Origin of the sequence: Aurantiacibacter flavus (genome assembly GCF_039710615.1) — a bacterium.
In the GTDB taxonomy this organism is placed as follows: domain Bacteria; phylum Pseudomonadota; class Alphaproteobacteria; order Sphingomonadales; family Sphingomonadaceae; genus Alteraurantiacibacter; species Alteraurantiacibacter flavus.
The window spans coordinates 18,258-44,483 of the sequence record NZ_JBDLBR010000008.1 but is presented as its reverse complement, the minus strand read 5'-3'; the positions used below and the strand labels follow the sequence as shown (position 1 = coordinate 44,483).

Genomic DNA, 26,226 nt, shown 5'->3' with positions numbered 1-26,226 from the left:
GACCCGCTCGGGAGAAACATCGAAATACGGACGTGTCTGGCTGTCCTAGCTGACCGCACCGGGCAGCGGATTGGCGGCCGACCAGCTAATGCAGCCCGCACCTGCCGAGCGCACATTGCGGCACATCGTCGTGCTGGCGTTGCGGTCGAAGCCAGCGGCGGACACCCGCCAATAGCGCTTGCCGCGCACCATCGCCTGCGTGATCACCATGTCATGGGAGGCCAGCTCGGGAAACCGGTCGAGATAGATGTTCCAGGCGCGGCGAGCGCCCGTTTCGCTCGTGAAGCTGCCGAGCTGCACCAGATGGGTCGCAGCGGTGCTACGGCTGACGACCGGCGCCGCAACCGGCGCAACGACGCGTGCCGGAGCTGCTGATGACACCTGCTGCACCACCGGGGTGCTCACGAAGGTCAGGCTGTCGGTCGCGGTGGCGCGTTCGATGGTGCTCGCACCGTGATCGACATCGGTGAACGTGGTAGCGAAATTGTTCGAACGAGCGGCGGCATTTGGCACGGGTTCCATCGCCAGCGTGGCTGCGGTTTCGGCGGCCGGTGTCGCAGTCACCGGCGCATGGCCGACCGACGAACCGAGCGCGGGCACATCGCCCAGCGCGGCCAGCTCGGCGCCATCATAGACGGCGGTGGGGAAGCTCTCGATTTCGGCATATTGTGGCGCGCCTTGGGCGGGAGACAGGGCCAGTGCCACTGGCTGGCCTGCGTCCTGCATGTTCACGGGCACGCCGAGCAGGGCGGCAATGCGGTGCTGATAGGCACCGGCGCTGGCCAATCCGGCCCATTCTTCGAGCCGGGCATCGACTGCGCCGGCGGGAAGATCTTGCTGCGCCATCAGCCGCGCCTCACGCCAGCGTCCGGCCATGGCGAAGGCATAGGCGAGGTTCTGGCGCATCTTGACCGTGTTTTCGCCAGCGCGGATTGCGTTCGACATGATGTGAATGCCGCGCTCGGGCTGGCCGGCAAGCGATATCGCAAGGCCAAGATCGGCCGTGGCGATCTCGCTGCCCCAGGTGTCGAGCAGTTCGCTCGCTTCGGGATACTTGGCCTGCGCGATCTGGGCGAGCGCGAGGCTCAGCGCCGCGCGCGGGCTGGCGTCGCCCAGCTCCATGGCATCGGTAAACGACGTTTCTGCCGAGGCGAAGCGGCCGGCATCGAGATAGGCGTCGCCCAGTGCAAGGCGCAGCGCGGCGTCATGCGGATTGGTGGTAACCGCTACCTCGGCAAGTTCGACCGCTGCATTGGCTTCGGCTAATTGCGCCGGGACATCTGCGCGCGCGGCCTGGCTTTTGGCCACAGGGCCGCCCGCGCAGCCGCTTACCAACGCGGCGGCGATAGCCGAGGCGAGGCCGAGGCGAAGAGCGGTCTTGGAGGATCTGGCGGTCATCGTTCTGTTCCCTCAGGCCTTGGTTCGTATGCGTTACTGCGCGACCCGGCGACCGAACCCGCCTTGCGGCCTGGCGCCAATGCCCTGCTGCGAGACCTTCTGGTGGCCGGAAAAGACAGTGCGACGGAAATTCTTTTCGAGCCGGTCGGCGATGTAAATCCACAGCGCGGCGACCTCCTGCGCGCTGCGTCCTTCGGGATCGACCTCCATCACCGTTCGGCCATCGATCATCGAGGCGGCGAAATCGGTGCGGTGGTGCACGGTGATTGGCGCGACGGTGCCGTGCTGAGACAGCGCAACGGCGGCTTCGGAGGTGATACGCGCCTTCGGAGTGGCTCCGTTCATGACGAAGATCAGCGGCTTGCCCGCGCGCTCGCACAGGTCGACCGTGGCGCCAACAGCGCGCAGGTCGTGCGGGCTGGGACGGGTGGGCACAACCATCAGCTCGGCCACCGCGATCACCGACTGGATCGCCATGGTTATGGCGGGCGGCGTATCGATAACGGCCAGCTTGAAGCCCTGCTGGCGCAGGATGGCAAGATCGTTGGCGAGGCGGGCGACGGTGGTCTGGGCAAAGGCGGGAAAGTCTTCCTCGCGCTCGTTCCACCAGTCGGCCAGCGAGCCCTGCGGGTCGATGTCGATCAGGACGACCGGCCCAGCGCCGGCGCGCTGCGCCTGAACGGCCAGGTGGCCTGACAGCGTGGTCTTCCCCGAACCACCCTTCTGTGATGCCAATGCCAGTACGCGCAAGGCGTGTCCCCTTTGAAAACCATCGGTCAAACAAGGCACCCGGAGGCGCTTTGGATGCTGGCTTCGCAGATCACCGTTTATTTTGGGTTAAGGGAGGGCCGGGTGATCTGCCCTTTTTGCCGCCGGGGCGTGGTTGACGGGGCTTTGGCTGCGCCCTGCCTCCGCAAAAGCACGGAGTATAAACTCTTTGCTAAACCCTCCTTTACTATGAAAGGATCGAATTGACGGGCATTGGTCCCGTCGCTTTAGGAAGCGGGATGGTTGTGCGCACGAAAACCGGCTCTGCATTTGCGCTTATCGCGGCGGCAACGCTGGTAGCGGGCGGACCGCTGCTGGCCAACGTTCGCGATGGTGTGGATGCATGGAGCAGGGGTGACTATGCTCAGGCGATTGCCCTGTGGGAAGGCCCAGCGGCGGCGGGCGATCCCGATGCGTTGTTCAATCTGGCGCAGGCATACAGGCTCGGACGCGGTGTGCCAGCGGACATGGCCTTGGCTGAAGACCTGTATCGCCGCGCGGCCCAGGCAGGGCATGTTCAGGCCGCCGATACCTATGGCCTGATCCTGTTCCAGAGCGGGAAGCATGAAGCGGCCTTGCCCTATGTCGAAGCGGCGGCGCGGCGCGGCGATCCGCGCGCGCAGTATCTGCTCGGCATTGCGCACTTCAATGGCAATCTGGTGGAGCGCGACTGGGAACGGGCCTATGCCCTGCTGACGCTGGCCAATGCGCAGGGCCTGCCGCAGGCGGCGCCCGCGATTGCCGAGATGGATGAGTATATTCCGCTAGAGCAGCGCCAGAAGGCGGCGGCGATGGCGCAGCAGCTTGAGACCGAGGCATCACGCGCGCGCGCTGTGGAGCTCGCCCAGTTCGACCTTGGTGGGGCACCGGAGGCGGCCGAGGCGCGTGCCAGTGCTCCCGCACCCAGTGCGCCAGTGCCGCGGGCGATTCCTACTACGGCGGTATCGCCGTCGGTCTCTGCCGCGCGGGCTGCCGTGGCCGAGGCGAGCCGTGCCACCGGCACCGAAAGCCCGGCCGAGGCCGGAGCGACATTTGCCCGCGCGCCTCAGCGAGTAGCGAGCCCGGCTCCGGCTCCCACCCCGACACAAACTCCCGCCCGCGCGGCGGCGGCTTTGCAAGCTGCTCCCGCTCCTTCCGCCATGACGGGACCATGGAAGGTGCAATTGGGCGCGTTCTCGGTTTCCGGAAATGCGGAACGGCTGTGGTCATCGCTCGCCGGACGCCGCGAGTTGGCAGGGGCTCAGCGCTTGCTGGTGCCGACGGGCCGTGTCACGCGTCTGCTCGCCGCGGGCTACCCCAGCCGCAGCGCTGCCGAGGCTGCCTGCTCGGCGCTCAAGCGCGGTGGACACGATTGTCTCGTTACGCGCGACTAGGCCCCTCGACTGGGGGCTTTGCAATAGGCGTTCACCTGGCTTGCGACCTCTGCTAGCGCGCTTGGGGCCATGCCGGGGAGCGCGCCTATGTCACACCATCGCGAAGCGCGTCCCGTCACCGCACCGCAGCGACTGTCGAGCCTCGACTTCATCCGTGGGATTGCGGTGATTGGCATCCTGTTCGCCAATGTGGTCGGCTTCGGCCAGTCGATCACAGCCTATATGTGGCCCGGAGCCTTCCTGACCCCGCACGGCGAGGCAGCCGACTGGCTGTGGGTGGCGCAGTTCGTGCTCGTCGATGGCAAGATGCGCGGGCTGTTCTCGCTGCTGTTCGGGGCAGGGCTGGTGCTGATGGCCGAGAAGGCGGGCGAGGACGGGCGTGGGGGGCTGATCGGCCTGCAACTGCGCCGCCTGGGTTGGCTGTTGGTGTTCGGCCTTGCCCATTTCTACTTCCTGTGGCGCGGTGACATTCTGGTGCTGTACGCGCTGATGGGCATGGGGGCTCTGTTGTTCATCGACTGGCCGCGGCGAAACCTGCTCGTGCTCGGCACCCTGCTCTATACGCTGGGGATGGTGATCAACATGGCGATCATGGCGACGCCCTTCCTCATCGCCGAAACCAGCCTTGGTGCGGGCGCGGCCATGGCCGAGACGCGGGCGGAACTGGTCGCGGCGGCGCAGGCGGAGATCGCGGGCGATCAGGCCGAGACCGTGATCCTGACGACGGGCACTTACGCCGACTTCGTCGCGAACAATCTGACCAAGCACCTGTGGGAGCCCTTCGTCGGCGCTTTGCTCTATCTGTTCGAGACCTTGCCTCTGATCATGATCGGCATGGCGCTCTATCGCTACGGCTTGTTCAGCGGCCAGCTCAAGTCCACGCGACAGTGGCGGTGGGGCTGGGCCGGGATCGTGCTCGGGTCACTGGTGACCCTCGCCATCGGGCTGTGGATCAAGGAGACGGGGCTGACATACTGGGGCACGCTGGCGGCCTTCATGGCCTTCTCGCACCTGCCGCGCCTGCCGGTGATTGTGGGGCTCGCGGCGCTGCTCGCGCTGGCCTCGCCGCGATGCCAGGGCTGGCTCGCGCGCCGGGTGCGGGCGGCGGGGCAAATGGCCTTCAGCAACTACCTGGGGACATCGATGGTGATGCTGCTGGTGTTCCACCCTTGGGCCGGCGGTCTGTGGGGCAAGCTCACGCGGCCAGAGCTCTATCTGGTGGCGCTCGGCGGTTGTGTGCTGATGCTCGCCTGGTCGCAGCCGTGGCTGAAGCGCTTCCGGTTCGGGCCGCTCGAATGGCTGTGGCGCTGCCTTACCTACGGGCGGGTGTTCCCCCTCCGCCGAACAAGGTAATATTGGGCTTGCTATTGCGAATAGATCGCATAGATTGGCTCGTGCGAATCAATCGCAGGAGTGGGTCAGACCAATGTACATCTGCATCTGCAATGCCATTAAAGAATGTGACCTGCGCAACGCTGCGCGGCTGTGTCCTGGCGATGCGGAAGGGGTCTATGGGGCGCTGGGCAAGAAGCCGAACTGCGGCCATTGCCTCGAAGAGGCCGACGACCTGATCGCCGAAGAGCGCAGCTCGGTCCTCGCACCGGCTGATATTGCGGCCTGATCGCATTCGCAAAAGCGCAGTTTTCCGCCATTTTTTGACGTCCTGACGACAGAATTCGCTTGCCCTGCCGCGGCATGGTGGCCCAAATGGCCGCACACCCCCTAAGCCAGCGGAGAAAACACATGAAGGGCGACGAAAAGGTCATCGAGTTCCTCAATAAGGCGCTCACCAATGAACTCACCGCCATCAACCAGTACTGGCTGCACTACCGGGTGCTGAAGGACTGGGGCGTGCACAAGCTGGCCGACTATGAGCGGCATGAGAGCATCGACGAGATGAAGCACGCCGACATTCTGGCCGAGCGGATTCTGTTCCTCGGCGGGCTGCCCAACTTCCAGGCTATCCACCGGCTGAAGGTGGGCGAGACGGTGGAGGAAATCCTCAAGGCCGATCTGGCGATGGAGAATGAGGCGATTCCCTTGCTGCGCGACGCAATCGCGCACTGCGAGATCGTGCGCGACTATGTCAGCCGCGACCTGTTTGCCTCGATCCTCGATAGCGAGGAAGAGCATGTCGACTTCCTCGAAACCCAGTTCGACATGATCGACCGGATGGGCCTCCAGAACTACGTGCAGCTTAACTCGTCGGCACCCAGCGAGGGCTGAGCGGCGAGCTGGCTCAACCCACTTGCCAGTAGGGCAGGCGTTCGCTGTTGACGCGGCGGACGCTGGCCAGCTTGCGATCCTTTTGCCACACCTCGGCCACGCCAGACGCCATGTTGATATCGGTCACGATCAGCGCGGTGCGCAGATCGGGCACGTCGAAAATCATGGGCGACCCGCCTGCGGCAGGTGCTGGTGAAATGTGCAGGGAATATCGATCCATCTGACCTCTCCAATGCAGCCGCTGGAAGCTTGTTCCTGTGCGGCTCAACTTGGCCCTGCAGCCTTGTCGCATGGAAATGGTGCAGGATTGTGTCAGTATCTGTCTTCAGCCTGCAAGTGGCCGAAATTTTCGCTCAATCGAACGGGTTCTTCGGACTCTTGAGCGTTATGCGCACGGGCACGGCGCCGAAGTCCAGTTCCTTGCGAATCGAATTCACCAGATAGCGTTCGTAGCTGGTCGGCAAATCGTCGAGCCGGGTGCCGAAGATCACGAACCGGGGCGGGCGCGTGCCGACCTGGGTGATGTAGCGCAGCTTGATCCGCCGACCGCCGGGGGCAGGGGGCGGGTTCATGTTCAGCGCATGGTCGAACCAGCGGTTCAGCCCTGAGGTCGAGACGCGCCGGCTCCATGCCTCGCGCAGGTCGAAGGCTGCCGAGAGCATCTGGTCGAGCCCCTTGCCGGTCACCGCCGAGACCGCCAGCAGCGGCACGCCCTTGAGCTGCGACAGCCCATCGTCAAGCGCGGCGCGCACGCCGTTGAACAGCGCGCTGGTGTCCTCGGCCACGTCCCACTTGTTGATCGCGATCATCAGCGCGCGGCCTTCGTCGATCACCTTGTTGGCGATCTTGAGATCCTGCACCTCCAGCCCGCGGGTCGCATCGAGCAGCAGCACCACGACCTCGGCATAGTCGACCGCGCGCAGGCCATCGGCGACCGAGAGCTTCTCCAGCTTGTCGACTACCTTTGCGCGCTTGCGCATCCCTGCCGTGTCAATCAGCCGAATCTTGCGGTTCTCGCCCGACTTGGGCTCGGTCCAGTCCCAGTCGATGGAAATTGAATCGCGTGTGATCCCGGCCTCGGGTCCGGTGAGCAGCCGGTCTTCGCCGAGCAGCCTGTTGACCAGCGTGGACTTGCCCGCATTGGGACGCCCGACAATGGCCAGCGCCAGCGGAGCCGCCGGGTCATGTGTTTCCAGCTCGATGCCCTCGGCCTCGGCTGCCTCGGCGGCGGCACGCATGCGGTCGGCTTCGATCGCAGCTTCGGCTTCGGCCGCGATCTGCATCAGCTCGGCCTTTTCGGCGATCAGCGGAGAGAGCGCGGTGTAAAGATCGGCAATGCCTTCGCCATGTTCGGCGCTGACCGGCACCGGCTCGCCCATGCCGAGCGACCAGCCTTCGATAATGCCGCTTTCGCCAGCATTGCCTTCGGACTTGTTGGCGATCAGAACCACCGGCACTTCCTGCTCACGCAGCCAGCGGGCGATTTCCTCGTCGAGCGGGGTCAGTCCCGAGCGCGCATCGTAAACGAACAGCGCGGCATCGGCACCGGCCAAACTGACCTGTGTTTGCGCGAGCATACGACCGGGCAGGCTTTCTGCGTCCTCGTCTTCCCACCCGGCGGTGTCGACAGCCTCGAACTCCAGCCCGAGCAAGCCTGCTTCGCCCATCCGCCGGTCGCGCGTGACGCCGGGCTGATCGTCGACCAGAGCGAGCCGTTTGCCCACCAGACGGTTGAACAAGGTCGACTTGCCGACGTTGGGTCGGCCGATGATAACCACCTGCGGGAGTTTGCGCATTTTCATGATGGGAATGCAGGTGGCGCGCCTGGCGACGGATGGCAAGTGTTCTCGCCAAGAGAGAGGCTCTCGCAGGCAGCGTAAATTCACAATTAACCTGGTGTATTTACCAAGTTTACCGACAAGTTACTAACCTTCTGGCGGCAAGGCAGTGCCGTTATGAGGAAGGTTCTTGCCGCCAGCCTGCTGATTCTTGCCGCAGGTGCGGGCGTGCCCGCGGTGGCAGAATATGCCGCGCCTCCGCCCGGTTCGCCGGAGACTGCGACCGGAAATTATCTGCAATGCGTCCCCTATGCCCGCGAGGTGTCGGGCATCAAGATTTATGGCGATGCGCATACCTGGTGGGGTCAGGCCGAAGGGCGCTACGCTCGTGGGCGTACGCCTCGCATCGGGGCCGTGATGGCCTTCGAGCCCTTCCGCAACATGACGCTGGGCCATGTCGCTGCCGTCAGCCGGATTGTCGATGCCCGTACGGTGCTGCTGCGCCACGCCAACTGGTCGGAAATCGACGGGCGGCGCGGCCAGATCGAAGACAACGTGCGCGCGGTCGACGTCTCCCCCAATAACGACTGGAGCGAGGTGCGCGTCTGGTATGCCCCCTCAGATGCGCTCGGCACAACGCACTGGCCAGTCGCGGGCTTTATCTATAACGAGAAGCCCGGCGCGCAGACTATCCCGTTCCGCTATGCCTTTGCCGACCTGCCTTCCGCCGGCAAGGCGTCCCCTCCGGCACCCCGACAGCAGGCCAGCGCGCCCTCACCTGCGCGGATGACCAGCCAGAGCGACACCTTCGCGGCTGAGCTGGCGCTTGACCGGATGGGCGGCGATGCGGGGTTCGCGCGCGCCTTTGCCAGCCTGCGCTAGGCGCAACCTTCCACAAAGCCGAGTTCGGGCATGGTGCCCACGTGCATCACGCTGACCTTGCCGTCGGCTCCGATCTCGAACCGGAGCGCGGACTCGCCGCTCTCGACGTTGGGGGCGGTGAGATCCTTGGCGGGAGGATCCTCGTACTTGTGCGGCGTTTCGCGGAAGCCGCCGAAGGTTCCGCGCACCTGCGCCTCGGTGGAGCCTGCACCGATTCCCTCGCTCAGTTGCACATCGCTGTCCGGACCGACGCTGATGCGGCGCACGAGGCCGCCCGTCACCATTGCCCAGGTGTCGGGGAAATCGGGCGAGGAGTACATCGTGCAGCCGTTACCCGCCTGTAAGTCGGGCGCGCTCCAGCTGCTGTTCTGCGGCACGGCGGCGCCGATCCTGAGATCGCCCAGGCCCTCCAGCGTAAGGACGGGGCGCTCGGCTGGCGTCATCTCCGCTGCGGGAGCGCGGTCGGACGGCGCGAGGGCTTCGCTGGCTGTTGCGTCTGGCTCCGGCGCGGGGTCGGCATCGCCTGAACAGGCGGCGAGGGCGAGCAACGGGGCGGAGATGAGCAGGATCGGTTTCATGGCCGGGTAAACTCCGGCTGCCTGCTCACGGTTCCTCGCTGCAGCCACGATTACCAGCTCCCGGTGTTTTCCATGCTTGCCCAGGGTTCTTGCGGTTCGAGGTGGCCGTCCTGCAGCAATTCGATCGAGATGCCGTCGGGAGTGCGGACGAAGGCCATGTGCCCGTCGCGTGGCGGGCGGTTGATGGTGACGCCTGCGTCCATCAGCTTCTGGCAGGTGGCGTAGATATCATCGACCCGATAGGCGAGGTGGCCGAAATTGCGGCCGCCGGTGTAGACCTCGCCCGCGCTGCCGTCTTCGGCGGGCCAGTTCCAGGTCAGCTCGACCTCGGCGACGTCCTTCTGGCCGGGCGCGGCGAGGAAGACGAGCGTGAAGCGGCCCTTCTCGTTGTCCATTCGTTTGACTTCTTCAAGCCCCAGCAGTCCGAAGAAGGCGATGGTCTCGTCCAGATCGGTAACACGGATCATCGTGTGGAGATATTTCAGCATGGAATAGGGCCTCGGTTCGTCGACGTTCAAAAACAGTTCATCGCTCGTGAGCCACATTTCGTCGCAGCACTCGAGCAGGGAGATTGTGGATGACCAGCCTTATCGACGAAACCCGTGATAGCGCCACCGAAAATTCGGCCCCGTTCTGGAAGCGACCGAAGACGCAGCTGTTCTTCGGTACGGCTCTGATCCTCTCTGCAGGTATGGTCGCGGGAGGATATCTGATGGGCGATGGCCTGCTGCGCGCGCGGCTGGCCGATCGTTCGGTGACGGTGCGTGGCCTTGCCGAACGCGACGTGGTCGCCGACCTGGCAACTTGGACGATCTCCTATTCGGCCAGCGCGGCCAACCTCGGTGAGGCGCAGGCCAGCGTCGACCGCGATACCGAACAGCTCACCGCCTTCTTCAAGGAACTGGGCTTTCCCGACGACGCGCTGCAACCGGTGGCGGTGAACGTCTCGAGCTACACCAACGATGGCTATCCCACCTTCACCGTGCGCCAGCGCATGAGCCTGCGCACCACCGATATCGAGAAGGCGCAGAGCGCGGTGCGGCGCCAGTTCGATCTGGTGCGGCGCGGGGTCATGCTCGAAGAGGGCTCGGGAATGAGCTATTCGTTCACCGGCCTAAACGAGATCAAGCCTGAAATGGTGGCGGAAGCGACTCGCGACGCGCGCGCGGCGGCGGAACAGTTTGCCGAGGATTCGGGTAGCGAGGTGGGCGCGATCCGGCAGGCGACACAGGGCTATTTCGAGATCACCAGCCGCGATGGCGACAGCGGCGGCTGGGGAAATGCCGATACGCCGTTCAAGAAGGTGCGGGTGGTGACCACGGTGGATTTCATGATCGACTAGGTAGCTCGTCCGCACAAAAGAAAAGGCCCGCACCTTTCGGCGCGGGCCTTTCCCCTGAAAAGAGTCAGAAAATTAGAAGCTGGCCGACAGCGTCACGACGACAGCGTCATCCACGAAGTCGTAGATGAAGTCGTCGGCGGTCGTCACGGTGCCCATGTCGTCAACGGTGGAAGGATTACCCTCGGCACCGACGTAGGCAACGCCAACCGAAGCCACGCTGCCCAGTGCCACGTCGGCACCGATTGACCAGTCCCAAGCCTTCTGATCGGTAGTGAAGGTCAGGTAGCCGTCGGTGTAGCCGAGGTGGCCCGACAGGCTCACCGGGGTGTTCGGGATGCCGACGCCAACATCGGTGTAGATGTAGAAGTTGTCTTCACCGTTCAGCGAATCCTGCTCGGGAGCGTAGGCGATGCCGAGGGTCACGTCAGCCGGGCCAGCGGTCACGCCAACCGAAGCGTAGGGCTCGATGTAATCCGTGTCGCCGGGGCCGGCATTCGGGTAGAGGTAGGCGAGCACACCGATGTCGTAGCTCACGACGCCAGCCGAGCCCGCGTAACCTGCGTAGATGTCGAGCTCGGTGTGGCCGAAGCCGACGGTGTCTTCATCGAGGCTCGAGCCCCAGGTGCCGACATAGAAGCCGCCGATGGCAGCATCGACGCCGCCCTGGATGGCGATATCGCCGCCCGACAGGTCAACGCCGCGGAAGCGGTATTCCGAAACGACGGCAGCGTTACCCGACAGCTCGATATCCTGCGCGGCGGCAGGAGCGGCGGCGGCGAAAACGGAACCGGCGAGAACAGTTGCAGCCAGCAGGCTGCGGACGGACGTAAGCATGGGCAATTTCCTCGATTGCTTGTTGAAACTCTGCCTCGTCCCACCTGCGTAGCAATTTCTCGGCCTCTGTTTCTCGATCGGGCCGATAACCAATTGCTCGGATGGAAAAGTTGCCAACAAGTGCTGCGTTGCACAAGACGAATTGCAGCAAGGCCGCATCTCGTGTAATTTGTGTGTCATAAACGCATCACCATTGGCGGTTTGCGGTGCGTCTGCGCCACTCTGCCTCAGTTGCCATTGTGGCAATGGTGGTGGTCGCTTGGCGATCTCGCTTGACTGTGCGCGATCCAAGGCCATTTCCAACGTCGATTATGGTTGGTTTCCTGCACAGAATGTTTGGCAAGTCTTGCGCGACGCCAGGGCCTCGCGCCAGCTTGCCCGAAGGCCGCCGTGTCTATGCGATAGGCGATGTGCATGGCCGGCTGGATCTTCTCACTGCCCTGGCTGCTGCCATCGAGAGCGACGATAAAGCCTGCGCACCGGCGCAAACCAGCGTTATCCTGCTGGGCGATCTGGTCGATCGCGGGCCCGACAGCGCGGGCGTGGTGGCCTTTGCGCGCAGCTGGCAGCAGCGCCGCGAGGTGCGCGTACTGGCGGGCAATCACGAAGAGTTGTTCCTCAGGAGCTTCCAAAGCTCCGATATGCTGCGGCACTTTCTCCGCCACGGCGGCAGAGAAACCCTCTTCAGCTACGGGCTCGACCCGAAGGCCTATTCGCTTGCCACTGTGGACCAGGTGCAGACAATGATGACCGGGGCGGTGAGCGAGGAGGAGCGCGCCTACATCGCAGGCTTCGAGGACATGATCGTGCTGGGCGATTATGTGTTCGCGCACGCCGGGATCGACCCGGCCCAGCCGATCGAGAACCAGATAAGTGCGAACCTGCGCTGGATTCGCGAGCCGTTCCTTAGCCATAAGGAGCCGCTTGGCTTTGTCGTCGTGCATGGGCACACCATTACCGATGACCCGGTGGTGCGGACGAACCGGATCGGTATCGATACGGGCGCCTATGCCAGCGGCAAGCTGACCGCGCTCGTGCTCGAAGGTGAGAACCGACGCTTCATCGAGGCCGTTTGCGACAAGGACGGCGCTATCACGACGCGGGTGCCTGATAGCTAGCATTGCGTTCGGTGTGCCGGGGAGCCTGTAAGCCGGGTTCTGTGTCCGCCGACCTTATCCTGCGTGCAGGAAGGTATCGGCGGCGGCAGCCATTCGTCTGGGCGGCCGGTTGCCCGGCGCGCTCTGGCGACCAACCCGGATCGCTCGGGGCGAAACACCCCTGCCTCTTGCGAGGCGCGCGACCCCTATGCGGTCTTGCTCCGGGTGGGGTTTGCCATGCAGGCCCTGTTGCCAGCGCCCCGGTGCGCTCTTGCCGCACCCTTTCACCCTTGCCTGTGCCCCCGAACTGACAAACAGCGCGGGCCATCGGCGGTATACTCTCTGTGGCACTTTCCCTGAGCTTCTGCCCTGAGGCCTTCACTCGGCGGGCGTTACCCGCCACCCTCGTTTCGTGGAGCCCGGACTTTCCTCGCATCTCCCGAAACGGGATTACGCGGCTGCCCGGCTCCCCGGCACGGCGCTGCTTATAGGGATGGCGCGGCCAAGCGCAAGCTAGCCCGCCTTATCGACGTACTGGTCATAGGCCTCCAGCGCCTGGGCTGCATACATCGCGCTCGGCCCGGCACCCATGTAGACGGCGAGCCCCATCGTCTCGGCGATTTCCTCCCGAGTGGCGCCGTGTTTGCGTGCGCCTTCGATGTGGAAGGTGATGCATGGATCGCATCGCGTGGCGACCGCGATGGCCACCGCCAGCAGTTCCTTGGTCTTGGCGTCGAGTGCGCCGCTTTCGTGCGCGGCGGCGGCCATCTCGCGGAAGGCTTTCATCACGCCCGGAGCGCCCTTGTGCAATTCGCGGATGGCCGGAATGAGGTTGGCGGCCATCGCGGGCCAATCCTTGAACTCTGTGTGCGACATCTGGGACAAGCCTCCGTGCGGCAGGCGAAATGCCGACCGGTCGGGAGTGGGGTGCCGCAAGGCGGGTGATCAGGAAATGATCTGGATCAAGCCCTAGCGCGTCAGCCCGCGGTCGCGGTCGAGCAGGAGCTGGAACAGGATCGCGCGGCATTCGCCGTCGATCACGCCGTCGATCAGGTCGGGCCGCCAGCGGCGCTGGAATGCCTCCACGACCCTGCGCTGGTCGGAAATGTCATAACCGAAACGGTCGAGCGCGAGCAGGAACGCGCCGTCGTTTTCGAGCGGATCGCCCAGATCGAGCCGCTGGGGCCGCGCAAGACACAGGTTCAGCCGCGCCAGCCGATACCACGGGAACAACTCGCCCGGATCGACCTTGCGATCAGGCGCGACGTCCGAATGGGCGACTACGTTGGCGCGCGGGATATCGTGCAGCTTGACGATCGAGTGGACCAGCGGGACCAGCGCTTCGATCTGCGCATCGGCGAAAGGGCGATAGCCGTTGGTGTGGCCGGGGTGATCAAGCTCGATGCCGATGCTGGCCGAGTTCACGTCGTGCACCCCGCGCCACGACGACTTGCCCGCATGCCAGGCGCGCTTGTCCTCTTCGACGAGCTGGATGATCGTGCCGTCTTCCTCGATCAGATAGTGGGCCGAGACACCCATCTCCGGGTCGCACATCCGGTTGAGCGCCGCGTCCTTGCCCACCATGTCGGTGTAGTGCAGCACCAGCATCGAGATCGGCAGTTGCCGCTCGTTCCAGTTGGGCGAGGGGGCGTGGCGGTCGACCAGATCGGCAGGGTCGAGCGGCGGCCCGTCCATGGTCAGCCGATCATTCCGGGCACGGGCGGCAGCGCGGCCCCGAGCACGAGCATCTCGTCGGCGCGGGCCGAGCGCAGTTCGCCGCCGTTCTCGCTCGCGAGCAGGTGGATCATGTGGGCAGGGGCGGTGCGGCCGGTCAGCTCGCTTTCGGGCAGTTCGCCCGCCAGCGCGCGGCCCACGCCCTCGTCGAAGGCGATCTTCGCTCCCTCGGCGCGAATCACGATCTCGGTTGCCCCGTCGCTGCGTTCGGCACCGACCATCAAGGTACCGCCGCGGACCAGCGAATCGAGCCCGATAGCCGCGAGGTTAAGCAGGATCTTCACCGCCGGCTTCGACAGCGTGTTGACCTCCAGCGCCCAGGCAAGGCTGATGCGGGCATTGCCGGAAGCCAGGCCTGCGATCAGCTCCTTGGGCTCTTCGACCGGCACCTGTTCGCCGAAGCCGCCTGCGGCTCCGAAAGCGAGCCGGAAGAACTTCAGCTTCATCGCGGTGGTCTTCGCGCTTTGCTCAAGCAGTTCGACACAGCGAGCGCGCATTTCGGGGTCGGTTTCGTCGGCGAGAAGTTCGAGGCCGTTGTTGAGCGCACCCACGGGGCTGAGCATATCGTGGCACAGGCGTGAGCAAAGGAGGGCGGCAAGATCGGTGGAGGAGGTCATGACGTGCGCTCCTTACCGGCTTGAGGCTTCTGTGAAAAGCGCTTCAAAGCCCTGTTTATTATCACGCCACAGGCCGATGGCTCCGTCTTGTCCGACTATCGCCCAGATTGCACCGTCATGCGCGGCCATGGCGCGGTCGGTGGCCGAGGGTTCGGCGGGGCCGCGTGGGTGTGAGTGATAGTAGCCTAGCACCTGCGGCCCGCCTGCGCGCGCGGCGCGGTGCGCGTCGATCAGCGCCTGCGGGTCGATCTCGAAGTGCGTTTGCGGGGAAAGGTGGACGTTGCGGGCAGGGCACGCCTCGGTGATCGTGCTGCCCTGGCCGAGCAGGAGGCCGCAGCATTCGAGTGGGGCGGTGAGCCGGGCATGGGTGCGGATTTGCTCCGCGAGCGCCACAATTAGCACCAGATCCGCTCGTCCTGAGCTTGTCGAAGGACCGCTTTTCTCTCTAGACGGGCTCATGCCGTTCTGGACCTACATGCTGCATTGCCGAGGAGGTAAGTTCTACACTGGGCATACCGACAATCTGGACCTGCGCATGGCACAACACAAGGCAGGAGCTATTCCGGGATTTACGAGCGAGAGATTGCCGGTTGAACTGGGGTGGTCGCAGGAGTTTCCATCGCGGCAAGAGGCGTTCGAGGCAGAGCGACGGATAAAGGGCTGGTCGCGGGCGAAGAAGCTTGCCCTGATCAGGGGTGATTGGGAGGCGATCTCACTCCATGCGCAAAGCAAGGACGGTCCTTCGACAAGCTCAGGACGAGCGGGTGGTGGGGGGCAGGCCGATGTCTAAGGTTGTCTCGGGGACCATCACCGCCAGTGGCCGTCTCGACAAGGCCTTGGCCGAGGCGAGCGAGCTTTCGCGTGAGCGGATCAAGGCGCTGATATCGGAGCAGAAAGTTCAGATTGCAGGCCAGCTCGCCACGTCGCCATCGGCCAAGGTTCAAGCGGGCTTGAGCTTCGTTATCCACCTGCCACCACCAGGCGATCCACAGGCTCGTCCACAGGATATCCCCCTCACTGTGGTGTTCGAGGACGCGCACCTGATCGTCGTCGATAAACCCGCCGGAATGGTGGTCCACCCGGCGGCGGGTAATCCCGATGGCACGCTGGTGAATGCGCTGCTGCACCACTGCGCGGGCCAGCTCAGCGGCATCGGCGGAGTCGCGCGGCCCGGCATTGTCCACCGCATCGACAAGGACACCTCGGGCCTGCTCGTGGTCGCCAAAAGCGATGTCGCGCACGAAGGGCTCGCCAAGCAATTCGCCGACCACTCGATCGAGCGGCGCTATCTCGCGGTCTGCGGCGGCTATCCGAGCCCGGCGCAGGGCACGATCAATGCGCGACTAGGCCGGTCCGAGCGCGATCGAAAGAAAATGGCGGTGCTCGACAACAATTCCTCGCGTGGCAAGCATGCGATCACCCATTACAAGCTGATCGAACGGCTCGATCACGCGAGTCTCATTGAATGTCGGCTCGAAACAGGGCGGACCCACCAGGTGCGGGTTCACCTTTCGTCAATCGGCCATGCGCTATTGGGAGATCCTGTCTATGGACGCGATCCGTCAGCCATACGCGACACCATTCGCAAACTCGGTTTTGCGCGCCAGGCGCTGCATGCAGCAAGCCTCGGGTTCGTCCATCCCGTTACCGGCGAGACGATACAATTCGCGACAGAATTGCCGGTCGATATGCGGGAACTCATCGACGAACTTGGTCGTTCTGATCGATGAAATGCACACACTTTGCGTGCAAAGCTCCTATAAAGGAAAAATGCTCCTGCGGGAGCATCCCAGGTGGCCCCAGCGCCGTGATGCCCATCAGGGGTCCGGCATCGGCGGTCGACACAGAAGAAAGGTAAGGGAACAGTGAGCCAAGTCCGACCTAGTGTGCCAGCCTTAGGCGGTGAGCAGAGCCTCAACCGCTATCTGGCCGAAATCAAGAAATTCCCGGTGCTTACGGCCGAGCAGGAATATATGCTCGCCAAGCGCTATCAGGAACACGAAGACCCTGAAGCTGCCGCGCAGCTCGTCACCTCGCACCTGCGGTTGGTGGCGAAGATCGCGATGGGCTATCGCGGCTATGGTCTGCCCGTGTCTGATCTCATTTCCGAAGGCAATGTCGGCCTGATGCAGGGCGTCAAGAAGTTCGAGCCTGATCGCGGCTTCCGCCTCGCGACCTATGCGATGTGGTGGATCAAGGCCTCGATGCAAGAGTTCATCCTGCGCTCGTGGAGCCTGGTGAAGATGGGCACCACCGCCGCGCAGAAGAAACTGTTCTTCAACCTGCGCCGGATGAAGAAGCAGCTCGAGGCTTACGAGGATTCCGATCTGCACCCCGATGACGTGGCCAAGATCGCCACCGATCTGGGCGTGTCCGAAACCGAAGTCGTCAACATGAACCGGCGGATGATGATGGGCGGCGATGGCTCGCTCAACACGCCGATGCGCAATGGCGAAGAAGGCTCGGGCGAGTGGCAGGACTGGCTGACCGACGACCGTCCGCTGCAGGACGAGACCGTCGCCGACGCCGAGGAGGCCCAGGTGCGCCACGGCATGCTGCTCGAAGCGATGGACAGCCTGAACGACCGCGAGAAGCACATTCTCACCGAGCGGCGGCTGACCGAGAATCCGCAGACGCTGGAAGAGCTGTCGCAGGTCTACGATGTGAGCCGCGAACGTATCCGCCAGATCGAGGTGCGCGCGTTCGAGAAGCTGCAGAAGGCGATGCAGCGGATCGCTGGCGAGAAGTTGCTGCCCGGCGTGGCCTGAGCCAACTGGCAATAAGACACGAAAAGGGGCGCGGAGGCTTATGGCTTCCGCGCCCCTTTTTTCTTTACTCTCTAGGGAACTTCGCGGGCGATCAGAGCTGGTTGACCCGCGCCAGCAGCTCTTCGTAGCGCCCCTCCTTCTCGGCATCGCGCATGAACTGTGCGTTGGGCACCAGCACCTCGCTCGGGGTCTTGTCAGCGGTCAACAGCGCCAACGCCTGGTCGATGTAGGTGTCGAGCGGCAGGTAGCCCTCACGGGTCGACTGGCCGGGGGTGAGTTCGGTCTGCACCGCGGGCGGGGCGAGTTCGATCACTTCCACCTTGCCCGTCAAGGCCATGCGCAGCGACTGGGTATAGGAATGCAAGGCCGCCTTGGTGGCGCAATAGGTCGCCGTGCGCGCCATCGGCACGAAGGCAAGGCCCGAGCTGACATTGATAATCGCCGCATCGGCCTGCTTAGAGAGGTGCTCGACGAAGGCGTCGGTCATCCGGATCGGACCGAGCAAGTTGGTGCTGATCGTCGCCTCGGAATCGGCAAGGTCGCGCGGGGCGGCGATGTCTTCAAAGCGCATGATCCCGGCGTTGTTCACCAGCACGTTGACCGCCGGGTACTCAGCGATCACCTCGCTGGCGAAGCGGGCGATATCGGCGCGATCGCCGGCGTCGACGGTCATCGCGTGGATGTTCGGATAGCCCTCGGCAGTTTCCGCCAGACTGGCAGCGGTGCGCCCCGCCACGATCACCGTGTTGCCCAGATCGTGCCAGCGCCGGGCCAGTTCGCGCCCGATGCCGCTGCCACCGCCGGTGAGGAGAATGGTGTTGCCCGATGTCTTCATGGTCGTGTCCTTTCTGCTTGCCACGACAGTCCAGATAGACCGATACTCTCCTTTGGAAAGTAGGCACCGAAAAGTGCTGTAGTTACCCAAAGGTGAGAAATGGAAAATCCGGGCCACACAAGCTATGCCGACGATCCGAAAATCGACGCGTTGGTAAATGAAACCATCGGCCGCGTGGCCGACAAGTGGACTCTGCTGGTGCTTGAAGCGCTTGAGGAAGCGGGCGCGCGTCGCTTCAGCGATCTTGGTCGATCGGTTCCCGGCATCAGCCAGAAGATGCTGACCCAGACCTTGCGGCAGATGGAGCGCGAGGGTCTGGTCTCGCGAGAAGTCTTTGCCGAAGTGCCGCCGCGGGTCGAATACCGGCTGACCGACCTCGGCCACGAACTTGGCGAGGCCTTCTGCGGCGTGTGGCAATGGGCCGAGCGCAATCTTGCGCGGATCGAGGCTGCGCGCGCCGATTACGACGCGCGCAAGGCGCCGTAGCGCTTAGCTAGGCGCAGCGAGGTCCAGCACGGCGGTGATCAGCGCCTCCGCGCCCAGCGTCACCGTGGCTTCGCCGTCGATGCGAAAGAATGGCGAATGGTGCGAGGGGACGGGCGGGCCGCCGTTGGCTGCCGCTTCGATGTCCGCCAGCGGGGTGCTGCCGATGGAGATGAAGTAGCCGGGGACGCCGGTCTCCTCTGTGACGAAATAGGCAAAGTCCTCCGCGCCCATGCCGGTCTGCTTCTGGACCACCACGGCATCCTCGCCGAAGGCTGAGCGCAACGCCGTATCGAGCCGCCGCGCCAGCGCATCGTTGTTGATGTTGGCCGGGGTGCCATACTGGTGGGTGACCTCGGGCAGCATGTCCTCGCCAATGCCATGCGCGCGCGCCGTGCCCACCGCGACACGCTCGATAGCCTCCAGCAGTTGCGCGCGCACTGCCGGATCGTTGCTGCGCACGGTCAGCTGCAGTTCGGCGCGGTCGGGGATGATGTTGCGCTTGGTCCCGGCGTTGAACATGCCGACCGTGATCACCGAGGGGTCCAGCGGTGCCACCTCGCGGCTGACGATGCCTTGCAGCCCGGTCACGATCTCTGCCCCGATATAGACCGGGTCGCGCCCGGCGTGCGGATAGGCCCCGTGTGCGCCCACTCCGTGGACTACAATGTCGACCGCGTCGGAACTCGATGAAACGAGATTGGAGCTGTCGGCTATGTTGATCGTGCCCACCGGGGAGCCGGCCGACGAATGGAAGGCGAGGGCATAGTCGGGCTTGCCGAAGCGCTCGTAAAGCCCGTCTTCGAGCATGGCGCGCGCGCCGCCGAGCCGCTCTTCTGCTGGCTGGACCACCAGCATCACCGTGCCCGACCAGTCATCGGTATGGCCGGCGAGATAGCGGGCAATGCCAACCAGTGCGGTGATGTGCGAATCGTGCCCGCAGGCGTGCATGACCGGATATTCGACTCCGTCTGCATCGACCTGCGTGACGGTGGAGGCATAGGCGAGCCCGCTGTCTTCCTTGAGCGGCAGCCCGTCCATATCGGCGCGTAGCATGACCAGCGGCCCCTCGCCATTGCGCAGCATTCCCACTACGCCGGTACCGCCGACATTCTCGGTCACTTCGGCCCCGGCTTCGCGCAGCTCCTCGGCCATGCGCGCGGCGGTCTGCACTTCCATGAACGACAGCTCGGGGTTGCGGTGGAAGTGTTCGAACAGCGCGGCGAGGTGGCCGTCCCAGTCGGCCTCGATGGCGGCGGCCATCTCTGCGTCCTGCGCCAGAGTGGGTGTGGCCGTGGTGGAAACAAGCAGGGCGGCGAGTAGGGTGGTGCGGATAATGGGGAAAATTCCTTAAAAGCGACCGATGGCGGCGCACATAGTGCCGAAATCGCCTGATGTTACAAGTGCGTCCAGGAGGTGGATTTTCATGGCGCTGCCTTCCCGCTATGACAGCCGCCATATGGTCATGCGTATCTTTATCTGGCTCGGTCGCCTTATCGTGGCTTTCGTGGTGCTGAGCCTGCTCGCAGTGGGCCTGTGGCGCTTCGTGCCAGTCCCTGTCACCGCCACCATGCTGATGGACGAGAACGGCTACACCCGCGATTGGGAGCCGCTCTCGCGGATCGACCGCAACATGGTCTCCGCTGTGATCGCGGCCGAGGACAGCAAGTTCTGCGAACACTCCGGGTTCGATGCCGAGGCAATCGAGCAGGCGATCGAGGAGCGCATGGCGGGCAAGCGCGAGCGCGGTGCCTCGACCATCAGCCAGCAGACTGCCAAGAACGTGTTCCTGTGGCAGGGCGGCGGCTTCTTCCGCAAGGGGCTGGAGGCCTGGTTCACCTTCCTGATCGAGCACCTGTGGGGCAAGCGCCGGATCATGGAAGTCTACCTCAACGTCGCTGAAACGGGGATCGGCACCTATGGTGTCGCCGCCGGGGCCGAGCGCTATTTCCAGCATTCGCCGGCTCAGCTGAGCGAAAGCGAGGCGGCGCGGATGGCGGCGGCGTTACCAAGCCCGAAGAAGCGCGCCGTGGTCAATCCCACGGGCTTCACCCGGCGCTATGGCAATTCGATCCGCGCGCGCATTGGCGTGGTGAGACGTGACGCGCTCGACGCTTGCGTCTACGAGTGATGCGATGAGCGGGGCGCACAGCCATAGCCATGGGCACAGCCATGGCCACGATCATGGGCATTCGCATGCGCCCAAGGACTTCGGGCGGGCCTTTGCTATCGGCATTGTCCTCAACACCGTGTTTGTCGCGGTGGAGGCGATTTACGGTTATATCTCGGGCTCGATGGCGCTGGTAGCCGATGCCGGGCACAACCTCAGCGACGTGCTCGGCCTGATCATCGCCTGGGGCGCGAGCGTTGCGGCCAAGCGGCCCGCCACGGCGCGCTTCACCTATGGCCTCAAGAGCTCGACCATCCTGGCAGCGCTTGCCAATGCCATGCTGCTCCTCATCGCAATCGGAGCGATCCTGTTCGAGACCGTACACCGGCTGATCGAACCCGTCGAACCGGAAGGTTGGACGATGGTCTGGGTGGCGGGCGTGGGCATCGTCATCAACACGGCAACCGCGCTGATGTTCATGCGCGGGCAGCACGACGATCTGAACGTACGCGGCGCTTTCCTGCACATGGCGGCAGATGCGCTGGTGTCGGTTGGCGTGGTGGTGGCGGGCGTGGTGATCTTGCTCACCGGGGCGGTGATTATCGATCCGCTGGTCAGCCTCGTGATCGTGGCGGTAATCGGCTGGGGCACCTGGGGGCTGCTTAAGGACAGCGTCCGGCTGGGCCTCGCCGGTGTGCCTGCCGGGATCGACGAAGAGGCGGTGTTCGCCCGATTGAAGCGCCTGCCAGGGGTGAGCGACGTCCACCATGTCCATATCTGGGCCATGAGCACGACCGAGACCGCGCTCACCGCGCATCTGGTGATGCCGGGCGGCCATCCGGGCGATGCCTTCCTTCGCGAGGCGGCGCACGAGCTGGAGCATCACCACGCCATCGGCCACGCGACCTTCCAGGTCGAAAAAAGCCATCAGGCCTGCGAAGGTTGCGCCTGAGAAGCTTGCGGTAACGCCGGTGTAACCCGTTGCGCCTGCCCTCATTACGGTAATTTACCTGTCGGTTTGCCTGCATCTTGTCATGATCGCGGCGATAACCGGGCTGTGGCCCGCGTGGGCGGATCCGGGGCTTCCGCGTCGCGCTGGCAGTGGCCTTTCGCGAAAGGACCGACAATGACCGCCGCCAACCATTCCTTCGACCAAACCGAAGCCGCGCAAGCCCTGTCCGACCGGCTGATAATGGCCTGCGAGGCAGTGGTGCGCTGTCGCGCTGCCAGCTTCCGCCAGAGCTTCGGCCTGACCGAGATTCATTATCGCCTGCTGGCGCAGGTCAATGCCCATGCGCCGATCACGCTGGCGGCGCTTGCGGGCAATCTCAACCGTGACTGCGGACAGGTTAGCCGGATGGTGAAGATGCTCACCACACGAGGCCTGATCGCGAGGCCACCCAATCCCGCACCGCGCCCGCTGGCCATTCGCCTGACTGCCATGGGGCAGACGATCTGCCATGCCATGGCCCGGATTGCGCAGAACAGCGAGCAAGCGATCGCGGCCTTGCTGCCCGAGGAGGACAAGGTCCAGGCTTCGCTCGCGGTCGAGCGGCTTTATTGCGCCGCGCGCACGGTGCTGGAAGAGGACCGTCTGGAACCTGCCTGAGCAGTGTCTTGGGGGCCTGGGTTAGCCGCGGCTTCGCGCTCGTCCAGCCAGCGGGTCCGGATCATCTCCGAGGTCTCGCGCGAGCCGTCATGGCTCCATCCGGGCGGCCTGATCAGGTAGCCAAGCTTCGCTCGCCACGGCGCGCGCCGCAGGTCTTGCGCGATGCCGACCCACTCGTGGAATGCGGCCCACAGCACCCCCGTGATCCCGCCCGTGCGTTCGAGCGGCTTCACGATGCCGTAGCGCACCGCCTCGGCGTCGGTCTCGGGCACGAAGGTGCCGAAGATACGGTCCCATACGATGAAGACGCCTGCGAAGTTGGCGTCGAGATAGCGCGGGTTGGTGGCGTGGTGGACGCGGTGATGCGAGGGCGTGTTCATCACTGCCTCGAACCAGCGCGGCATTCGGTCCACTGCCTCGGTGTGGATCCAGTACTGGTAGATGAGGTTCAGGCCGACGAGGAAGAACACCATCGCCGGTGGAAAGCCGATCAAGAACAGCGGCAGGCGAAACACGAACGAGAGCGCGATAAAGCCCGTCCAGGTCTGCCGCAGTGCGGTAGAAAGGTTGTAATGCTCGCTTGAGTGGTGGACCACATGCGCCGCCCAGAACCAGCGCACCCGGTGCGCCGTCCGGTGGAACCAGTAATAGGCCAGATCGTCGAGCACGAAGGCGAGCGGCCAAGCCCACCACACGTAGCCGATATCGAACAGCCGGTGCTGATGGACAGCCATGGCCATGGCGAGCACTGCGCCGCCAGTAATCAGCCCGGCCAGCACGCTGCCAATGCCGAGCGCAAGGGATGTGAAAGTGTCGCTGCCGGTATAGCGCACGCGCCCGCCACGCTGTCCAAGCCATGCTTCGGCCAGCATTGTCACGATGAAGGCGGGGATCGCCAGCAAGGTGGGATCGGGCAGGTCCATCGGACCTGAATAGGCGTTTTGAAAAAGAGTTGCGAGGAGAAACTTACCTAATAGGGTAGGCAAGGGCGCAGAGGCCGCAGTGGCCTTTGCACCCTTTTGCCTGTCCTATTGCTCCGTCGGCTCGTTGGCCGCTTCGGGCAGCGCGCCAAGCGGATCGGCTTCGACCATCTGCGCGACCTGTTCGTAAGCCGTGGCGTTCTGGTTCATCTGCTCGGCCACGGGCGGATTCTGTTCGCCGACCTGGCGAAAAAACATGCTGGCATCGCGCAGAAGCTTGGCGGCGAGTTGGGCGTTGTTGGACATGGTTTGGCTCCTTCTAAGGCCACGCGCCGAGCAGGCGCGCGACATGGGTGCGCGTCAGAACTGACAGGGCGCACAAAAGCAGGCCCCCGAAGGAGCCTGCGCGAAAATCCGACAAATATTGGCCGGGTGGGAGGCGAGGCGGCCCGCGATTAGGCCGCCTGCTCCTTCTTCTTGTCGTCGTCGTTAGAGACCACGCGGACGGGTTCCTTGCGGCCCTCGACCACGTCGGCATCGACGACAACTTCCGAAACGCCTTCCATGCTCGGCAGATCGAACATGGTGTCGAGCAGCAGGCCCTCGACGATCGAGCGCAGGCCGCGCGCGCCGGTCTTGCGCTTGATGGCCTTCTGAGCGATCTTTTCGAGCGCCTCGTCGGTGAAGGTCAGTTCGACGTCTTCCAGCTCGAACAAGCGGGCATATTGCTTTACCAGCGCGTTCTTCGGCTCCTTCAGGATCGTCACCAGCGCATCGACATCGAGGTCGTGCAGGGTGGCGATCACCGGCAGACGGCCGACGAATTCGGGGATGAGGCCGAACTTCAGCAGATCCTCAGGCTCGCACTTTTCGAGCATTTCGCCCACGCGCGCCTTGGCCGGGTCCGACACGTTGGCGCCGAAGCCGATCGAACGCTTCTGCAAGCGGTCGCCGATCACCTTTTCGAGGCCCGCGAAAGCGCCGCCGCAAATGAACAGGATGTTCGTGGTGTCGACCTGCAGGAACTCCTGCTGCGGATGCTTGCGCCCGCCCTGCGGCGGAACCGAGGCGGTGGTGCCTTCCATCAGCTTGAGCAGCGCCTGCTGCACGCCTTCGCCGCTGACGTCGCGCGTGATCGAGGGGTTCTCGGCCTTGCGCGTGATCTTGTCGATCTCGTCGATGTAGACGATGCCGTGCTGGGCCTTCTCGACGTTGTAGTCGCTCGCCTGCAGCAGCTTGAGGATGATGTTCTCTACGTCCTCGCCCACGTAACCGGCTTCGGTCAGCGTGGTGGCGTCGGCCATGGTGAAGGGCACGTCGAAGGTGCGCGCCAGCGTCTGCGCGAGCAGCGTCTTGCCCGAGCCGGTCGGGCCGACGAGCAGGATGTTCGACTTCGCAAGCTCGACATCGTTACCTTTGCCGGCGTGCTTCAAACGCTTGTAGTGGTTGTGAACCGCGACCGAGAGCACGCGCTTGGCGCGTTCCTGCCCGATCACATAGTCGTTCAGAGTGTTGCAGATATCGATCGGGGCAGGGACGGAACCGTCCTTCTTGCCGCCGACGCCGACCTTGGCCTCTTCACGAATGATGTCGTTACACAGCTCGACGCATTCATCGCAGATGAACACGGTCGGCCCGGCGATCAGCTTGCGCACCTCATGCTGCGACTTACCGCAGAAGCTGCAGTAAAGGGTGCTCTTGCTATCGGATCCGCTCAACTTTGTCATAATCCTTGTCCAATGCGCGCCCCTGTTGCCCTACCGCCGAGGCGCATGCCTGACGGGAGAGTCGAATGGGGTAGTCTAGGCGTCGTGTGCCCAAGATCAATTCCCATAAGCCTTAATTCGTTCGGCTTGAGGGGTCCTGAACGCACACGGTTGCCAAATGGCTACAGTGTCCCTCCGGTTTGCCCGGTTTCGGGACACTGTGGCCCCAACTTATTCAGGAGCGCCGCCCGAACCTTCGGTGGCGCTATCGTCCTCGCCCTTAGGGCGATGGGCGAAGACCGCGTCGACGAGACCGAATTCCTTGGCTTCGTCGGCCTCGAGGAAGGTGTCGCGATCCATTGCGCGTTCCACCGTTTCCAGATCCTGTCCGGTGTATTTCACATAGAGGTCGTTCATCCGCGCCTTGATGCGGAGGATTTCCTTGGCCTGAATCTCGATGTCCGAGGCCATGCCGCGCGCGCCGCCCGAGGGCTGGTGGATCATGATCCGCGCGTTCGGCAGCGCCACGCGCATGCCCGGCTCACCGGCGGCAAGCAGGAACGAGCCCATCGATGCGGCCTGGCCGATGCACACGGTGCGCACCTTCGGCTTGATGTACTGCATGGTGTCGTGGATCGCCATGCCGGCCGTCACCACGCCGCCGGGCGAATTGATGTACATGCTGATATCCTGCGAGTTCTCGCTTTCGAGGAACAGCAGCTGGGCCACGATCAGCGAGGCCATGTTGTCCTCCACCTGGCCGGTCACGAACACGATGCGTTCGCGCAGCAGGCGGCTGAAGATGTCGAAGCTGCGCTCGCCACGGCTGGTCGATTCGACCACCACGGGTACGAGAGCGCCGGTCATGGGGTCGGTGTGGAAACGGTCCTTGGCGTCGCCGAAAACGTCGAACATGAATATCCCTTCGTGTGATCCGAACGCTATGTCGCGTCTGGCCGCGCGATGTTCAAGGGGCTTGATCACTGGACCTGTGCATCACTGACTATGTAACCGGCCCGCGACCCGAGCGCAGAGCCTTAGTGGCATGGAATGCGCTTGTTCCATGCTCGCCTCGCCCTCCGTATTTTTACTTGGAGCTCTGGAGCCAGGTGTATTGGTGTGGGAGAGTTTTCCGGTGTATTCATTTCGATACAAAAGCACTCTTGCC

At 64.0% G+C, this 26,226-nt stretch carries 31 protein-coding genes and 1 other RNA gene; 14 read left to right on the top strand and 18 right to left on the bottom strand.

Translation table 11 applies throughout. The features are described 5' to 3' along the window. Positions 1–45: 45 nt before the first annotated feature. Both ABDJ38_RS16350 and ABDJ38_RS16345 read right to left on the bottom strand, forming a co-directional pair. A complete protein-coding gene (locus tag ABDJ38_RS16350) occupies positions 46–1,398 on the bottom strand; it encodes a tetratricopeptide repeat protein (RefSeq protein ID WP_346786204.1) in 1,353 nt (450 codons plus the stop codon). A gap of 33 nt (positions 1,399–1,431) precedes the next feature. Continuing rightward, positions 1,432–2,148 (bottom strand): AAA family ATPase, encoded by a 717-nt coding sequence (locus ABDJ38_RS16345; RefSeq protein WP_346786203.1) that lies wholly within the window; start codon positions 2,146–2,148, stop codon positions 1,432–1,434. Between the two features lie 257 nt (positions 2,149–2,405). Between ABDJ38_RS16345 and ABDJ38_RS16340 the strand changes: the two genes are divergently transcribed. The 4 genes from ABDJ38_RS16340 to bfr all read left to right on the top strand — a co-directional run bounded on the left by ABDJ38_RS16340 (position 2,406) and on the right by bfr (position 5,765). Then, the gene (locus ABDJ38_RS16340; protein ID WP_346786202.1) at positions 2,406–3,539 is read left to right on the top strand and encodes an SPOR domain-containing protein; all 1,134 of its coding nucleotides are present in this window, start codon (positions 2,406–2,408) and stop codon (positions 3,537–3,539) included. 87 nt (positions 3,540–3,626) lie between these two features. After that, positions 3,627–4,892, top strand: a complete 1,266-nt coding sequence (locus ABDJ38_RS16335; protein WP_346786201.1) for a DUF418 domain-containing protein — start codon at positions 3,627–3,629, stop codon at positions 4,890–4,892. A 73-nt stretch (positions 4,893–4,965) separates the two neighbouring features. Beyond that, the gene (locus ABDJ38_RS16330; RefSeq protein WP_346786200.1) at positions 4,966–5,160 is read left to right on the top strand and encodes a (2Fe-2S)-binding protein; all 195 of its coding nucleotides are present in this window, start codon (positions 4,966–4,968) and stop codon (positions 5,158–5,160) included. 122 nt (positions 5,161–5,282) lie between these two features. Next, positions 5,283–5,765 carry a bacterioferritin gene (bfr, locus tag ABDJ38_RS16325; protein ID WP_346786199.1) on the top strand — a complete coding sequence of 161 codons (483 nt, stop codon included), beginning with the start codon at positions 5,283–5,285 and terminating at the stop codon, positions 5,763–5,765. Between the two features lie 13 nt (positions 5,766–5,778). On the opposite strand, the gene ABDJ38_RS16320 is transcribed toward bfr, so the two are convergent. Next, a complete protein-coding gene (locus ABDJ38_RS16320) occupies positions 5,779–5,985 on the bottom strand; it encodes a hypothetical protein (protein ID WP_346786198.1) in 207 nt (68 codons plus the stop codon). Positions 5,986–6,118: 133 nt separating this feature from the next. Further along, a complete protein-coding gene (gene der, locus ABDJ38_RS16315; protein ID WP_346786197.1) occupies positions 6,119–7,567 on the bottom strand; it encodes a ribosome biogenesis GTPase Der in 1,449 nt (482 codons plus the stop codon). A 153-nt stretch (positions 7,568–7,720) separates the two neighbouring features. Between der and ABDJ38_RS16310 the strand changes: the two genes are divergently transcribed. Beyond that, a complete protein-coding gene (locus ABDJ38_RS16310; RefSeq protein ID WP_346786196.1) occupies positions 7,721–8,425 on the top strand; it encodes a CHAP domain-containing protein in 705 nt (234 codons plus the stop codon). Here ABDJ38_RS16310 and ABDJ38_RS16305 read toward each other — a convergent pair. After that, positions 8,422–9,051: a hypothetical protein gene (locus ABDJ38_RS16305; RefSeq protein WP_346786195.1), complete on the bottom strand. Its 630-nt coding sequence runs from the start codon at positions 9,049–9,051 to the stop codon at positions 8,422–8,424. The genes ABDJ38_RS16310 and ABDJ38_RS16305 overlap by 4 nt on opposite strands. A 2-nt stretch (positions 9,052–9,053) precedes the next feature. Further along, the gene (locus ABDJ38_RS16300) at positions 9,054–9,491 is read right to left on the bottom strand and encodes a VOC family protein (protein WP_346786194.1); all 438 of its coding nucleotides are present in this window, start codon (positions 9,489–9,491) and stop codon (positions 9,054–9,056) included. 203 nt (positions 9,492–9,694) lie between these two features. On the opposite strand from ABDJ38_RS16300, the gene ABDJ38_RS16295 reads away from it, so the two are divergent. Further along, positions 9,695–10,345 carry an SIMPL domain-containing protein gene (locus tag ABDJ38_RS16295; protein ID WP_346786219.1) on the top strand — a complete coding sequence of 217 codons (651 nt, stop codon included), beginning with the start codon at positions 9,695–9,697 and terminating at the stop codon, positions 10,343–10,345. A gap of 72 nt (positions 10,346–10,417) precedes the next feature. Here the strand turns inward: ABDJ38_RS16295 and ABDJ38_RS16290 are convergent, their stop codons facing one another. Beyond that, positions 10,418–11,179: a TorF family putative porin gene (locus ABDJ38_RS16290; RefSeq protein ID WP_346786193.1), complete on the bottom strand. Its 762-nt coding sequence runs from the start codon at positions 11,177–11,179 to the stop codon at positions 10,418–10,420. Positions 11,180–11,553: 374 nt separating this feature from the next. On the opposite strand from ABDJ38_RS16290, the gene ABDJ38_RS16285 reads away from it, so the two are divergent. After that, a complete protein-coding gene (locus tag ABDJ38_RS16285) occupies positions 11,554–12,297 on the top strand; it encodes a metallophosphoesterase (protein ID WP_346786192.1) in 744 nt (247 codons plus the stop codon). A 12-nt stretch (positions 12,298–12,309) separates the two neighbouring features. Here the strand turns inward: ABDJ38_RS16285 and rnpB are convergent. From rnpB to ABDJ38_RS16260, 5 genes are all read right to left on the bottom strand, one after another. Then, an RNA gene (rnpB, locus tag ABDJ38_RS16280) (RNase P RNA component class A) lies at positions 12,310–12,750 on the bottom strand. 39 nt (positions 12,751–12,789) lie between these two features. Continuing rightward, positions 12,790–13,152, bottom strand: a complete 363-nt coding sequence (locus ABDJ38_RS16275) for a carboxymuconolactone decarboxylase family protein (protein WP_346786191.1) — start codon at positions 13,150–13,152, stop codon at positions 12,790–12,792. A gap of 93 nt (positions 13,153–13,245) precedes the next feature. Next, positions 13,246–13,971, bottom strand: coding sequence for an N-acetylmuramoyl-L-alanine amidase (locus ABDJ38_RS16270; protein ID WP_346786190.1), 726 nt, complete (start codon positions 13,969–13,971; stop codon positions 13,246–13,248). A 2-nt stretch (positions 13,972–13,973) separates the two neighbouring features. Further along, a complete protein-coding gene (locus ABDJ38_RS16265; protein ID WP_346786189.1) occupies positions 13,974–14,627 on the bottom strand; it encodes a histidine phosphotransferase family protein in 654 nt (217 codons plus the stop codon). 12 nt (positions 14,628–14,639) lie between these two features. Beyond that, entirely contained in the window at positions 14,640–15,029 is a 390-nt protein-coding gene (locus ABDJ38_RS16260) for a M67 family metallopeptidase (RefSeq protein ID WP_346786188.1), read from the bottom strand. 55 nt (positions 15,030–15,084) lie between these two features. On the opposite strand from ABDJ38_RS16260, the gene ABDJ38_RS16255 reads away from it, so the two are divergent. From ABDJ38_RS16255 to rpoH, 3 genes are all read left to right on the top strand, one after another. Then, positions 15,085–15,417: a GIY-YIG nuclease family protein gene (locus ABDJ38_RS16255; RefSeq protein ID WP_346786187.1), complete on the top strand. Its 333-nt coding sequence runs from the start codon at positions 15,085–15,087 to the stop codon at positions 15,415–15,417. After that, positions 15,410–16,357: an RluA family pseudouridine synthase gene (locus tag ABDJ38_RS16250; RefSeq protein ID WP_346786186.1), complete on the top strand. Its 948-nt coding sequence runs from the start codon at positions 15,410–15,412 to the stop codon at positions 16,355–16,357. The genes ABDJ38_RS16255 and ABDJ38_RS16250 overlap by 8 nt, the downstream gene beginning before the upstream one ends. Positions 16,358–16,492: 135 nt before the next feature. Then, positions 16,493–17,395, top strand: coding sequence for an RNA polymerase sigma factor RpoH (rpoH, locus tag ABDJ38_RS16245; protein ID WP_346786185.1), 903 nt, complete (start codon positions 16,493–16,495; stop codon positions 17,393–17,395). 91 nt (positions 17,396–17,486) lie between these two features. Here rpoH and ABDJ38_RS16240 read toward each other — a convergent pair whose 3' ends face one another. Continuing rightward, on the bottom strand, positions 17,487–18,230 hold the full coding sequence (locus tag ABDJ38_RS16240; RefSeq protein WP_346786183.1) for an SDR family oxidoreductase: 744 nt from the start codon (positions 18,228–18,230) through the stop codon (positions 17,487–17,489). A gap of 99 nt (positions 18,231–18,329) precedes the next feature. Between ABDJ38_RS16240 and ABDJ38_RS16235 the strand changes: the two genes are divergently transcribed. Then, positions 18,330–18,716 (top strand): winged helix-turn-helix transcriptional regulator, encoded by a 387-nt coding sequence (locus ABDJ38_RS16235; protein ID WP_346786182.1) that lies wholly within the window; start codon positions 18,330–18,332, stop codon positions 18,714–18,716. Positions 18,717–18,719: 3 nt separating this feature from the next. Here the strand turns inward: ABDJ38_RS16235 and ABDJ38_RS16230 are convergent, their stop codons facing one another. Next, positions 18,720–19,976 carry an amidohydrolase gene (locus ABDJ38_RS16230; protein WP_346786180.1) on the bottom strand — a complete coding sequence of 419 codons (1,257 nt, stop codon included), beginning with the start codon at positions 19,974–19,976 and terminating at the stop codon, positions 18,720–18,722. 196 nt (positions 19,977–20,172) lie between these two features. Here ABDJ38_RS16230 and mtgA point away from each other — a divergent pair, with 196 nt between their 5' ends. The 3 genes from mtgA (at position 20,173) to ABDJ38_RS16215 (ending at position 22,432) form a co-directional block, all read left to right on the top strand. After that, positions 20,173–20,844 carry a monofunctional biosynthetic peptidoglycan transglycosylase gene (gene mtgA / locus ABDJ38_RS16225; RefSeq protein WP_429771126.1) on the top strand — a complete coding sequence of 224 codons (672 nt, stop codon included), beginning with the start codon at positions 20,173–20,175 and terminating at the stop codon, positions 20,842–20,844. A 4-nt stretch (positions 20,845–20,848) separates the two neighbouring features. After that, positions 20,849–21,775, top strand: coding sequence for a cation diffusion facilitator family transporter (locus ABDJ38_RS16220; protein WP_346786179.1), 927 nt, complete (start codon positions 20,849–20,851; stop codon positions 21,773–21,775). Between the two features lie 174 nt (positions 21,776–21,949). Continuing rightward, entirely contained in the window at positions 21,950–22,432 is a 483-nt protein-coding gene (locus ABDJ38_RS16215) for a MarR family transcriptional regulator (RefSeq protein ID WP_346786178.1), read from the top strand. On the opposite strand, the gene ABDJ38_RS16210 is transcribed toward ABDJ38_RS16215, so the two are convergent. The 4 genes from ABDJ38_RS16210 to ABDJ38_RS16195 form a co-directional block, all read right to left on the bottom strand. Further along, positions 22,381–23,355 (bottom strand): sterol desaturase family protein, encoded by a 975-nt coding sequence (locus ABDJ38_RS16210; protein WP_346786177.1) that lies wholly within the window; start codon positions 23,353–23,355, stop codon positions 22,381–22,383. The genes ABDJ38_RS16215 and ABDJ38_RS16210 overlap by 52 nt on opposite strands. Before the next feature lie 105 nt (positions 23,356–23,460). Further along, complete coding sequence (locus ABDJ38_RS16205; RefSeq protein WP_346786176.1) at positions 23,461–23,658, bottom strand: hypothetical protein; 198 nt, start codon at positions 23,656–23,658, stop codon at positions 23,461–23,463. A 149-nt stretch (positions 23,659–23,807) separates the two neighbouring features. After that, entirely contained in the window at positions 23,808–25,079 is a 1,272-nt protein-coding gene (gene clpX / locus ABDJ38_RS16200) for an ATP-dependent Clp protease ATP-binding subunit ClpX (protein WP_346786175.1), read from the bottom strand. 210 nt (positions 25,080–25,289) lie between these two features. Continuing rightward, a complete protein-coding gene (locus ABDJ38_RS16195; RefSeq protein ID WP_346786174.1) occupies positions 25,290–25,973 on the bottom strand; it encodes an ATP-dependent Clp protease proteolytic subunit in 684 nt (227 codons plus the stop codon). Between the last annotated feature and the right edge of the window lie 253 nt (positions 25,974–26,226).

Coding starts and splice junctions, on each gene's coding strand:
- ABDJ38_RS16290 (WP_346786193.1), bottom strand. CDS start 11,179: ATGCTTACGTCCGTCCGCAGCCTGCTGGCTGCAACTGTTCTCGCCGGT.
- ABDJ38_RS16350 (WP_346786204.1), bottom strand. CDS start 1,398: ATGACCGCCAGATCCTCCAAGACCGCTCTTCGCCTCGGCCTCGCCTCG.
- ABDJ38_RS16255 (WP_346786187.1), top strand. CDS start 15,085: ATGCCGTTCTGGACCTACATGCTGCATTGCCGAGGAGGTAAGTTCTAC.
- ABDJ38_RS16235 (WP_346786182.1), top strand. CDS start 18,330: ATGGAAAATCCGGGCCACACAAGCTATGCCGACGATCCGAAAATCGAC.
- ABDJ38_RS16330 (WP_346786200.1), top strand. CDS start 4,966: ATGTACATCTGCATCTGCAATGCCATTAAAGAATGTGACCTGCGCAAC.
- ABDJ38_RS16310 (WP_346786196.1), top strand. CDS start 7,721: ATGAGGAAGGTTCTTGCCGCCAGCCTGCTGATTCTTGCCGCAGGTGCG.
- ABDJ38_RS16265 (WP_346786189.1), bottom strand. CDS start 14,627: ATGACCTCCTCCACCGATCTTGCCGCCCTCCTTTGCTCACGCCTGTGC.
- ABDJ38_RS16240 (WP_346786183.1), bottom strand. CDS start 18,230: ATGAAGACATCGGGCAACACCATTCTCCTCACCGGCGGTGGCAGCGGC.
- ABDJ38_RS16270 (WP_346786190.1), bottom strand. CDS start 13,971: ATGGACGGGCCGCCGCTCGACCCTGCCGATCTGGTCGACCGCCACGCC.
- ABDJ38_RS16215 (WP_346786178.1), top strand. CDS start 21,950: ATGACCGCCGCCAACCATTCCTTCGACCAAACCGAAGCCGCGCAAGCC.
- ABDJ38_RS16340 (WP_346786202.1), top strand. CDS start 2,406: ATGGTTGTGCGCACGAAAACCGGCTCTGCATTTGCGCTTATCGCGGCG.
- ABDJ38_RS16300 (WP_346786194.1), bottom strand. CDS start 9,491: ATGCTGAAATATCTCCACACGATGATCCGTGTTACCGATCTGGACGAG.
- ABDJ38_RS16205 (WP_346786176.1), bottom strand. CDS start 23,658: ATGTCCAACAACGCCCAACTCGCCGCCAAGCTTCTGCGCGATGCCAGC.
- ABDJ38_RS16230 (WP_346786180.1), bottom strand. CDS start 19,976: ATGGCCGCCGCCATCGAGGCCGACTGGGACGGCCACCTCGCCGCGCTG.
- der (WP_346786197.1), bottom strand. CDS start 7,567: ATGAAAATGCGCAAACTCCCGCAGGTGGTTATCATCGGCCGACCCAAC.
- ABDJ38_RS16250 (WP_346786186.1), top strand. CDS start 15,410: ATGTCTAAGGTTGTCTCGGGGACCATCACCGCCAGTGGCCGTCTCGAC.
- ABDJ38_RS16320 (WP_346786198.1), bottom strand. CDS start 5,985: ATGGATCGATATTCCCTGCACATTTCACCAGCACCTGCCGCAGGCGGG.
- ABDJ38_RS16220 (WP_346786179.1), top strand. CDS start 20,849: ATGAGCGGGGCGCACAGCCATAGCCATGGGCACAGCCATGGCCACGAT.
- ABDJ38_RS16275 (WP_346786191.1), bottom strand. CDS start 13,152: ATGTCGCACACAGAGTTCAAGGATTGGCCCGCGATGGCCGCCAACCTC.
- ABDJ38_RS16335 (WP_346786201.1), top strand. CDS start 3,627: ATGTCACACCATCGCGAAGCGCGTCCCGTCACCGCACCGCAGCGACTG.
- mtgA (WP_429771126.1), top strand. CDS start 20,173: ATGGTCATGCGTATCTTTATCTGGCTCGGTCGCCTTATCGTGGCTTTC.
- ABDJ38_RS16210 (WP_346786177.1), bottom strand. CDS start 23,355: ATGGACCTGCCCGATCCCACCTTGCTGGCGATCCCCGCCTTCATCGTG.
- ABDJ38_RS16195 (WP_346786174.1), bottom strand. CDS start 25,973: ATGTTCGACGTTTTCGGCGACGCCAAGGACCGTTTCCACACCGACCCC.
- bfr (WP_346786199.1), top strand. CDS start 5,283: ATGAAGGGCGACGAAAAGGTCATCGAGTTCCTCAATAAGGCGCTCACC.
- ABDJ38_RS16295 (WP_346786219.1), top strand. CDS start 9,695: ATGGTCGCGGGAGGATATCTGATGGGCGATGGCCTGCTGCGCGCGCGG.
- clpX (WP_346786175.1), bottom strand. CDS start 25,079: ATGACAAAGTTGAGCGGATCCGATAGCAAGAGCACCCTTTACTGCAGC.